A 9,550-nucleotide genomic window follows, 5' to 3' on the forward strand; every position below is an offset into this window, starting at 1 on the left:
GCCCGGTCGCGGCGCGTGTCCGGCGGCGCGTGTCCGGCGGCGCGTATCCAGTAGGAGGCCCGCCCTCCGCCTCCTACTGGACGCATCGCCTCCCCGTACCCGCTGTCACAGGTCGGTGGCGATGATCTTCTCGATGTTGCGTTCGGCGAGTGCCGTGATGGTGACGAACGGGTTGACGCTGGTGTTGCCCGGGATCAGCGAGCCGTCGATGACATACAGACCCGGATGGCCGTGCAGGCGCCCGTAGTTGTCGGTGGCCTTGTCGAGGACCGCGCCGCCGAGCGGGTGGTAGGTGAGGTGGTCGCCCCAGATCTTGTAGACCCCGAACAGGTCCGTCCGGTAGATCGTCCCCTCCTTGGCGTTGATCTTGTCGAAGATCGTCTTCGCCATGTCGATGGAGGGCTGCTTCCAGGCCGTCTGCCAGTTCAGCTCGACCTTGCCCGTCGCGGCGTTCCAGGAGAACTGGGCGCGGTGGGGGTTCTTGGTGATGGACAGATAGAACGAGGCGAAGGTCTCGATGCCGGTGGGCAGCGGGGCGACCTCGGCGAAGGCGCCCCCCGCCGCCCAGTTGTCGATGCCGCCGCAGGGGATGCTCGACTGGACCGAACCGGTGGGGTCCCAGAGGTGGTTGGCCCGCCCGCACATGACGTTGCCGTTGTCGCCCCAGCCCTTGCCGATCTCGTCGTTGAGGCCGGGCAGGGCGCCGGTGGCCTTCAGCCGGGTCAGCAGCTTGCTGGTGCCGACGCTGCCCGCGGCGAAGAACACCCGGTCGGCCCTGACCGTCTTGGTGGCCGCCACGCCGCCGTCGGTGCGCAGCTCCTCGATGAGGACCGTGTATCCGCCGCCCTGCGCGGGGGACACCGACGTCACCTGGTGCAGCGGGGAGACGGTGACCTTGCCGGTGGCGGCCGCCTGGGCGAGATACGTCTTCTGCAGCGACTTCTTGCCGTAGTTGTTGCCGTAGAGGATCTCACCGTCCAGAGCCGACTTCGGTACGGTCCCGGCCGCCTCCTGCTTCATGTAGTCCCAGTCGTACACGTCGGGCACGAAGACGAAGGGGAAGCCGGAGCGCTGGGCGTGCTTGCGGCCGACGCGCGCGTACTGGTAGCAGTCCACGGTGTCGAACCATGCCGGGTCGACGGTGGCGACCCCGAGTCCGGCGTTGGCGCGCGGGTAGTAGGTCGCGTACATCTCGTCGGCGCCGACGGTCGGGAGGACCGCGCCGAAGTTCTCCCGCTTGGGTGTGACGGCCATGCCGCCGTTCACCAGTGAGCCGCCGCCGACGCCGCGTCCCTGGTACACCGTGATGCCGCTGAACTCCTCGGCGTCCAGGATGCCGGTGTACCGGGGGATCGACTTGTCGATGGGGAAGCCGAGGAAGTTGCTGAGGGGCTGCTTGGTCTTGGTGCGCAGCCAGTACGAGCGGCCGTCGGGCTTGGTCGTGTTGGCGAAGATCTTGCCGTCGGACCCCGGGGTGTCCCAGGACATCCCCATCTCGACCATGTGGACGTGGATGCCGGCCCGGGCCAGCCGCAGGGCGGCGACGGAGCCGCCGTAGCCGGTGCCGATCACCAGGACCGGGACGTGGTCGCCGTTGCCGATCACGGCGGCCGCACCGGTGGTGCGCGCCTGGGCTGCGGTGGCGTGCCCGGAGAGCGCCGCCGCCCCCATGATGAAACCTGTTCTAGCGATGAACCGGCGACGTGACACCCCGCCGGAGCCCTTGTCGGGTAAGGTCGAATCGGTCATATGACGTTCCTCACTCTCGGTCGAATGGGAACGAGTTCTACTGTCGCCCGGTAGAGAAGTCACTACATACCTGCGGGTAATTTCCGGTGGCGGAGGCCCTCGCGTGCTCACCGTCCCGGGGTGCGGCACCGGGACATCGCGTGGATGCTGGGAGGGTCAGCGTTCCATGAGGAGGACAGTCATGAGCATGCTCGACAAGATCAAGGGTCTGATCAAGGGGCACCCCGACCAGGCCCGCCAGGGAGTCGAGAAGGGTGGCGACTTCGTCGACAAGAAGACCGGCAACAAGTACAGCGGACAGGTCGATTCCGCCCAGCAGAAGCTCAATGACCAACTCGGCGGCGACCACAAGCCGCCCGCCGGCGAACGCTAGGACCTGTCCGGCACAGGACCAGTCACGCCACGGACGAAGGAGCGGCGGACGCCATCGGTGATGGCGTCCGCCGCTCCGGTGTAATGCGGTGACGGCGGGGTACGGAAGATCAGTTGTGGCCGAACTTCCGCTCGCGCTTGTGGGAGACCTGCTCGGTGATCGCCTTCGCCGCGTCGGGCGCGGGCGTCGTCGCGGTCTGCTCCTTGGACTCCGCGGCCGACGTGCGTTCATGACCGCCGGCGCGGGAGCCGCGGTTCTGCCGGCTCTGCTTCTTGCCCATGATCGCTCCTCCTGTTGGCGGACGACGGGCCGCCTTCAGAGTTGCATACATGCAGGAAGAGTGCATTTCGGTCCTGGGAGGCTTCCTGACATGCGCGCACCGGCGGCCGGGGAGCATGCTGGCTGTGTGACCTGGTACGGCGCGGCCCGGCATACGTCGCTCGGCGAGAGCGGCACCCCGACCGGCAGAGCGAACGACGGCCGGGCGCCGGACGAACTCTCGCTGGTGCTCGCACAGGCCGTCGTGAGCGCCATCGAGTCCACCGGCGGACAGGCCGGCGGGGTCTACCTGCGCTCGCACACCCCAGGCCTGCTGCGGCTCGCCGTGCTGGCGGGGCTGCCCGGCCTGCTCTTCCGCCCCTGGTGGCGGATGCATGTGAACCGGCCCTTCCCGGTGGCCGAGGCCTTCCGCTCCGGACAGCCCGTCTACCTCGCCGACACCGAGGAGGCCATGCGCCGCTTCCCGCAGCTGATGGCCGGCCTGCCCTTTCCCTTCGGGTCCCTGTACATGCCGGTCGTCAGCGACGGCGAATCCGTCGGGGTACTGGTCGTCATGCGCGCGGCCGCCCCCGGCGAGCAGGTGCGGGCCCTCGACCGCCGCAGACTGCACGGCGTCGCCGACCGGCTCGGCTCCGCGCTCTCCGCCCTGGCGGCGGCCGGCGGGGAGCCCGTGTGGGACGGGGAACCGCTCCCCGTCCAGCTCCCGGCCGCCAGCGCCCCGCCCGTCCGGATCGGCCGCTTCGACTGGAACCTGGAAACGGGCGCCGTCGGCGCGGACGACGAGCTGTGCGCGATCCTCGGCACCGGCCCCGGGCGCTTCCCGGGCACCATCGAGGCGCTGGCCGCGCGGCTCGCACCGGAGGACGTGTACGGCCTGTGGGCCCTCGCGCGCCAGGCGGCCGGAGCGGACGGACCGGTCGTACGGAGAATGCGGCTGCGGGGCCCGGACGGGCGCTCCCATCTGCTGGAGGTCTCCGGCCGCCGCGGCGGCGGCGGGCGGGGCGGCCATCTGACCGGCTTCCTGGTCGACCTGGGCATCGGCCCGGTCGTCGCCGAGGCGGCCGACCGGCTGCCGCGCGGCATCTTCTCGCTCGACCGCTTCGGCCGGATCACCTACATCAACCGCCTGGCCGAGGAGATCCTCGGCCGCGTCCGCTCCGAACTGGTCGGGCGCGTCCTGTGGGAGGCCGTCCCCTGGTTCGCGAACCCCGCCTACGAGGACCACTACCGGGCCGCGATGATCTCCGACGCCCCGGTCCACTTCACCGCCCGCCGCAACCCGCCGCCCTGGCTCTCCGTCTCCCTCTACCCCGGCCACGACGGCCTCACCGCCGTCCTCACCCCCACCGAGGAGCCGGCCTACACACCCGACTCCGTCGTCTCCCCGGGCCTCGGTCTCGGCTCCCCGGCCGACCGGTCCGCCGCCCTCTACCGGCCGGTCGCGCTGGCCATCGCGCTCACCGAGGCCGTCACCGCCCGGCAGGTCTCCGCCGTGGTCACCGAGGAACTGCTGCCCGCCTTCGGCGGGCGCCAGCTGGCGATCTACCTGCTCAAGGAGGGCCACCTCTACCTGGAGTGGGAGACCGGCTTCCCCAAGGGCTTCCTCGACCGGTTCGACGCCGTCGGCCTCGACGCCCGCATCCCCGGCGTCGAGACGCTGACCACCGGGCGCCCCATCTTCTTCGAGTCGATGCAGCGCCTGGCCGCCGCCTACCCCGGCATCCCCATGGACGCCGATGTCGGCGCCCGCGCCTTCCTGCCCCTGATCGCCTCCGGCCGGCTCGTCGGCTCCTGCATCCTCGGCTTCGACCAGCCGCGCGGCTTCAGCCCCGAGGAACGCACGGTCCTCACCGCACTGGCCGGCCTCATCGCCCAGGCCCTGCAACGCGCCCAGCGCTACGACAACGAGGCCGCCCTCGCCCGAGGACTCCAGGACGCCCTGCTGCCGCACCGGCTGCCCGTCGTGAACGGCATCGACACCGAGGGCCGCTACCTCGCCGGCACCCAGGGCATGGACGTCGGCGGCGACTGGTACGACGTGATCGAGACCGGCCGCAGACTCGCCCTCGTCATCGGCGACGTCCAGGGCCACGGCGTCGCCGCCGCCGCGACCATGGGACAACTCCGCAGCGCCGTACGCGCCTTCGCCCTCAGCGGGCACGACCCGCAGGAGGTGATGAGCGGCACCAACCGGCTGCTCATCGACCTCGACTCCGGCCAGTTCGCCAGCTGCTGCTACATCGTCATGGACCCGGCCACCGGACAGACGTACGCCGTGCGGGCCGGGCACCCGCAGCCCGTGCTGCGCCGCCCCGACGGCACCGCCGAGGTCATGGACCTGCCCGGCGGCGTAGTCCTCGGCATCGACCCCGACGCGTCCTACCCCGTCACCGAACTCCATCTGGACCCGGGCGCGCTGCTCGTCCTGTACACCGACGGCATGGTCGAGCAGGCGGGCCAGGACATCGACGACGGTGTCGAGCGGCTGCGCCGTACGATCACCGGGCTCGGCGCGGCCTCCCTGACCGAGACGGCGGACCAGGTGATCCGGCGGGCCCGGCAGGCACCGGACCGGCCCGACGACATCGCGCTGCTGCTCGCCGCCCGCTGGGCAGGCCGGGACGACGACGGCGCCGCACGCTGACAAGCCCGCCCGGCAGGCGGCTTTAGAACTCCTTAATGCGCCCTCCCGACAATGCCGGTTCACACCGGAGAGCCGGCTGTGAACCGAGTGCCTGGGGGCCGCATGAGCATCGACACCGTGACGACCGAGACCGTAGGGCTGCCGGAATTCCCGATGACGCGCGGCTGCCCCTACCACCCGCCGGCCGGGTACCAGGAGCTGCGCAAGGAAGGGCCGCTCGCGCGCGTGCGGCTGTACGACGGCCGGGTGGCCTGGGTCGTCACCGGCTACGAGGAGACCCGCCGGCTGCTCGTCGACCCCCGGCTCTCCTCCGACCGGACCCGCCCCGACTTTCCGGTGCTCGTCCCGCGCATGGCGGCCGCCAAGCTCACCGCGCTGGTGGGGATGGACCCGCCGGAGCACGACATCCAGCGCCGCATGCTGATCCCCAGCTTCACGGTCAAGCGCGTCAACTCGCTGCGGCCCGCCATCCGGCGCATCGTCGGCGAGAAGATCGACGCCCTGCTCGCCGACGGGAGGACCACAGCCGACCTCGTGCCCGAGTTCGCGCTGCCGGTGCCCTCCACCGTCATCTGCGAACTGCTCGGCGTCCCCTACTCCGACCACGACTTCTTCGAGCAGCAGACGAGCCGGATGGTGCAGGCGACCAGCACCGCGCAGGAGGCGTCCGACGCCAGCGCGGCCCTGGTCGGCTACTTCGGCGAACTCATCGCGGCCAAGGAGGCGAAGCCGGGGGAGGGGCTGCTCGACGAACTGATCGTCGAGCGGCTGGCCACCGGGCAGCTGGAGCGCCTCGAGCTGGCCTCCATCGCGATGTTCCTGCTGGTCGCCGGGCACGAGACGACCGCGAACATGATCGGTCTGAGTGTGCTCACCCTGCTCGAACACCCCGACCAGCTCACCGAGTTGCGCAACGACCCGGACGTCGCTTCCGGGGCGGTCGAGGAACTGCTGCGCTTCCTCTCGGTCGCCGACGAGCTCCAGCGGGTGGCGGCCGCCGACATCGAGATCGGCGGAGTCGTCGTCAAGGAGGGCGACGGTGTCTACCTGCCGAACGCCGCGGCCAACCGCTCGCCGCAGATCTTCACCGACCCCGACACCCTCGACGTCCGGCGCGGCACCCGCCACCACCTCGCCTTCGGCTACGGCGTCCACCAGTGCATCGGCCAGAACCTCGCACGCGCCGAACTGGAGATCGCCCTCCACGAACTCGCCACCCGCATCCCGACGTTGCGGCTGACCGAACCCCTCGACGCCCTGGGCATCAAGCCGGGCGGCTCCGTCCAGGGGGTGTTCAGGCTGCCGGTCACCTGGTGACCTCCGCTGTACGACGACGAGAGCCGGGGCCCTTCCGAAGGGCCCCGGCTCTCGTCTGTCGCGCTCCCTATGCGGCGGCCAGCTCGTCCCGGATGAAGCCGGCGACGGCCGACGGCGTCGGGTGGTCGAACAGCAGCACGGGCGGCAGCAGCAGCCCGGTCGCCTCGCAGAGCCGGTTGCGGACCTCCAGCGCGGTGAACGACGAGAAGCCGATGTCCAGGAAGTTGTCCTCGGCCGCGATCGACTCCGGCGAATCGTGCCCCAGCACATGCGCCGCGTGGAGCCGTACGAGATCCAGCAGCGAGCCCTCGCCGGCCGGAGCCTCCGGGGACGGCGTCGCCTCCGGCTCCGGCGCCGGGCGTTCCCGCCGTACCTCGCCCGCCGGCGCCGGCCACCAGTGGTGGGTGTGCTCGAACGGATAGACCGGCAACTCGGCCGGGGGCGCCGCCTGTTCCGCGTACCAGCTCTCCCAGCGCACCTCGGCGCCCGCCGCGTGCAGCGCCGAGAGCGCCACCGCGAACGTCTCCTCGCCCCGGCGGTCGCGCACCTGCGCGGGCACGACCAGCGGCGCGGACCCGGGCAGCGAGGCCGCCACCAGCGGGGTGAGCACCGCGTCGGGACCCACCTCGACGAACGCGGTCGCCCCGCCCCCGGCCAGGGTGACCACCGCGTCACCGAACCGCACCGGGGACCGCAACTGCCTCGCCCAGTAGTCCGGTTGCCGCAGCTCGTCGAGGCCGGTGAGCCGCCCGGTCAGGTCGGAGACGACGGGAATCAGCGGCTCGGAGAAGCGCAGCCGCGCCACCACCGCGCGCAGCTCGTCCAGCGCCCCGTCCATGTGGTGGGAGTGGAAGGCATGGCTCACCCTGAGGCGGTGCGTCCGGCGGCCCCGCTCCCGGAACCCGTCGGCGACCTCCGCCACCGCGTCCGCGTCACCCGAGACGACCGTCGACAGCGGACCGTTGACCGCGGCCACCTCCACCCGGCCCGCGTATCCGGCGAGTACGTCGAGCACCTCCTCCTCCGATGCCTCGCACGCCACCATCGCACCGCCGCCGGGCATGGCCTGCATCAGCCTGCCCCGCGCGGCGACCAGGGTGCAGGCGTCCTCCAGCGACAGCGCCCCCGCCGCGTGCACGGCGGCGAGCCCGCCGATCGAGTGCCCGGCCACCTGGCCCGGCGCCGGAAGCGACTGCTCCAGCAGCCGGAACAGCGCGGTCTCGATGGCGAACAGCGCCGGCTGGGCGTACTCGGTACGCTCCAGCAGCGCCGCCTCCGGACTGCCCTCGGCGGCGAACAGCAGACTCTTCAGCGGATGCGCCAGCACCGGCTCGAACGCCTCGCACACCTCGTCGAGCGCCTTGGCGAAGACCGGCCGCAGCTCGTACAGCTCGGCGCCCATACGCGGCCGCTGGCTGCCCTGCCCGGTGAAGAGGTACGCGGTCGGCGGCGGCGCCGCAGCGCTGCCGTACACCGCCCGGGCCGGCCTGCCGCCCGACGCCAGCGCGGCCAGCGCCGCCAACTGCTCGTCACGGTCGCCCGGCAGGACCACCGCACGGTGACGGAACGCCGTACGCCCGAGGGCCAGCGTCCGGCCCACGTCGTGCGCCCGCAGCCCGGGCGCGGCGGCCAGATGGCCGTGCAGCCGGCCGGCCTGGGCCCGCAGCGCCGACTCCGTACGGGCCGACAGCGGCCAGGGGGCCGGGGGCTCCGGCAGAGGACCGGGCCCGTCCGCCGGGCCGCCGTCCGCCGCCGCTGAGTCCTCGTCCCCCGGCCCGTCCATGGCGTCGGCCTGTTCCAGAATGACGTGCGCGTTGGTGCCGCTGATCCCGAAGGACGACACCCCGGCGCGGCGCGGACGCCCCCGGTCGGGCCACGCGACCGCCTCGGTGAGCAGTTCCACGGAGCCGGACGCCCAGTCCACGTGCGGCGTCGGCTCCGTCACATGCAGGGTGCGCGGCAGCACCCCGTGGCGCATCGCCTCCACCATCTTGATGACCCCGGCCACCCCGGCCGCCGCCTGGGTGTGGCCGATGTTCGACTTGAGCGACCCCAGCAGCAGCGGCTCACCCTCCGGGCGCCCCTGACCGTAGGCCGCCAGCAGGGCCTGCGCCTCGATCGGGTCGCCGAGCCGGGTCCCCGTACCGTGCGCCTCGACCGCGTCCACCTGCTGCGGGGCGAGCCGGGCGGAGGCCAGCGCCTGCTGGATGACCCGGACCTGCGTCGGGCCGTTGGGCGCGGTGAGGCCGTTGCTCGCCCCGTCCTGGTTGACCGCCGAACCGCGCAGCACGGCGAGGACCCGGCGGCCGTTGCGGCGCGCGTCGGACAGCCGCTCCAGCAGCACCAGACCGACGCCCTCGGAGAACCCCGTGCCGTCGGCCGCCGCGTCGAAGGCCTTGCAGCGGGCGTCGGGGGCCAGCCCGCGCTGCCGGCTGAACTCGACCAGGAGCAGCGGGGTGGCCATCACGGTGACCCCGCCCGCCAGCGCCAGATCGCTCTCGCCGCGCCGCAGCGACTGCGCCGCCAGGTGCATCGCCACGAGCGAGGACGAGCACGCGGTGTCGAGCGTGACCGCCGGGCCCTCCAGACCGAGGTGGTAGGCGATCCGGCCGGACGCGACACTCGTCGCGTTCCCCGTCATCAGATGTCCCTCGAACCCCTCGGGCACCCGCTCCGGCGGCGGCACGTACGCCTGCGACACCACCCCGGCGAACACACCCGTACGGCTGCCGCGCAGGGACCCCGGGGCGATCCCGGCACGCTCCAGGGTCTCCCACGCCACTTCCAGGAGCTGCCGGTGCTGGGGATCGGTCGCGACGGCCTCCCTCGGACCCATGCCGAAGAACGGCGCGTCGAAGGCTCCCGCGCCCTCCAGGAACCCGCCCTCGCGGGTGTACGTGGTCCCGGCGCGGTCCGGATCGGGGTCGTAGAGCCGCTCCGTGTCCCAGCCCCGGTCCTCGGGGAAGTCGGACACCGCGTCCGTCTCCTCGGCCACCAGCCGCCACAGGGCCTCCGGCGAATCGGCGCCGCCCGGGAACCGGCAGCCCATCGCCACGATCGCGATCGGCTCGTGCTCCTTGTCCTCCAGCTCCTTGATCCTGCGCCGGGCCTGCCGGAGGTCGGCCGTGGTCCGTTTCAGGTAGTCGCGGAGCTTGTCCTCGTTACTCATCGCCATCGCCCTCTCGTAC

At 72.3% G+C, this 9,550-nt stretch carries 6 protein-coding genes; 3 read left to right on the forward strand and 3 right to left on the reverse strand.

All coding sequences use genetic code 11. The annotated features are described in order from the left end of the window. Positions 1–105: 105 nt before the first annotated feature. Positions 106–1,749 carry a GMC oxidoreductase gene (locus RLT58_RS31825; protein WP_311313803.1) on the reverse strand — a complete coding sequence of 548 codons (1,644 nt, stop codon included), beginning with the start codon at positions 1,747–1,749 and terminating at the stop codon, positions 106–108. A 181-nt stretch (positions 1,750–1,930) separates the two neighbouring features. On the opposite strand from RLT58_RS31825, the gene RLT58_RS31830 reads away from it, so the two are divergent. Continuing rightward, the gene (locus tag RLT58_RS31830) at positions 1,931–2,122 is read left to right on the forward strand and encodes an antitoxin (RefSeq protein ID WP_311313804.1); all 192 of its coding nucleotides are present in this window, start codon (positions 1,931–1,933) and stop codon (positions 2,120–2,122) included. 109 nt (positions 2,123–2,231) lie between these two features. On the opposite strand, the gene RLT58_RS31835 is transcribed toward RLT58_RS31830, so the two are convergent. Then, complete coding sequence (locus RLT58_RS31835; RefSeq protein ID WP_311313805.1) at positions 2,232–2,402, reverse strand: hypothetical protein; 171 nt, start codon at positions 2,400–2,402, stop codon at positions 2,232–2,234. Positions 2,403–2,492: 90 nt separating this feature from the next. On the opposite strand from RLT58_RS31835, the gene RLT58_RS31840 reads away from it, so the two are divergent. Together RLT58_RS31840 and RLT58_RS31845 are read left to right on the forward strand one after the other, a co-directional pair. Continuing rightward, positions 2,493–5,045 carry a SpoIIE family protein phosphatase gene (locus RLT58_RS31840; RefSeq protein ID WP_311313806.1) on the forward strand — a complete coding sequence of 851 codons (2,553 nt, stop codon included), beginning with the start codon at positions 2,493–2,495 and terminating at the stop codon, positions 5,043–5,045. Positions 5,046–5,147: 102 nt separating this feature from the next. After that, a complete protein-coding gene (locus RLT58_RS31845) occupies positions 5,148–6,362 on the forward strand; it encodes a cytochrome P450 (RefSeq protein WP_311313807.1) in 1,215 nt (404 codons plus the stop codon). A 67-nt stretch (positions 6,363–6,429) separates the two neighbouring features. On the opposite strand, the gene RLT58_RS31850 is transcribed toward RLT58_RS31845, so the two are convergent. Further along, positions 6,430–9,531: a type I polyketide synthase gene (locus RLT58_RS31850; protein ID WP_311313808.1), complete on the reverse strand. Its 3,102-nt coding sequence runs from the start codon at positions 9,529–9,531 to the stop codon at positions 6,430–6,432. Positions 9,532–9,550: the final 19 nt, after the last annotated feature.

It is taken from the genome of Streptomyces sp. ITFR-16, assembly GCF_031844705.1.
GTDB lineage: Bacteria > Actinomycetota > Actinomycetes > Streptomycetales > Streptomycetaceae > Streptomyces.

Coding starts and splice junctions, on each gene's coding strand:
- RLT58_RS31825 (WP_311313803.1), bottom strand. CDS start 1,749: ATGACCGATTCGACCTTACCCGACAAGGGCTCCGGCGGGGTGTCACGT.
- RLT58_RS31830 (WP_311313804.1), top strand. CDS start 1,931: ATGAGCATGCTCGACAAGATCAAGGGTCTGATCAAGGGGCACCCCGAC.
- RLT58_RS31835 (WP_311313805.1), bottom strand. CDS start 2,402: ATGGGCAAGAAGCAGAGCCGGCAGAACCGCGGCTCCCGCGCCGGCGGT.
- RLT58_RS31840 (WP_311313806.1), top strand. CDS start 2,493: ATGCGCGCACCGGCGGCCGGGGAGCATGCTGGCTGTGTGACCTGGTAC.
- RLT58_RS31845 (WP_311313807.1), top strand. CDS start 5,148: ATGAGCATCGACACCGTGACGACCGAGACCGTAGGGCTGCCGGAATTC.
- RLT58_RS31850 (WP_311313808.1), bottom strand. CDS start 9,531: ATGAGTAACGAGGACAAGCTCCGCGACTACCTGAAACGGACCACGGCC.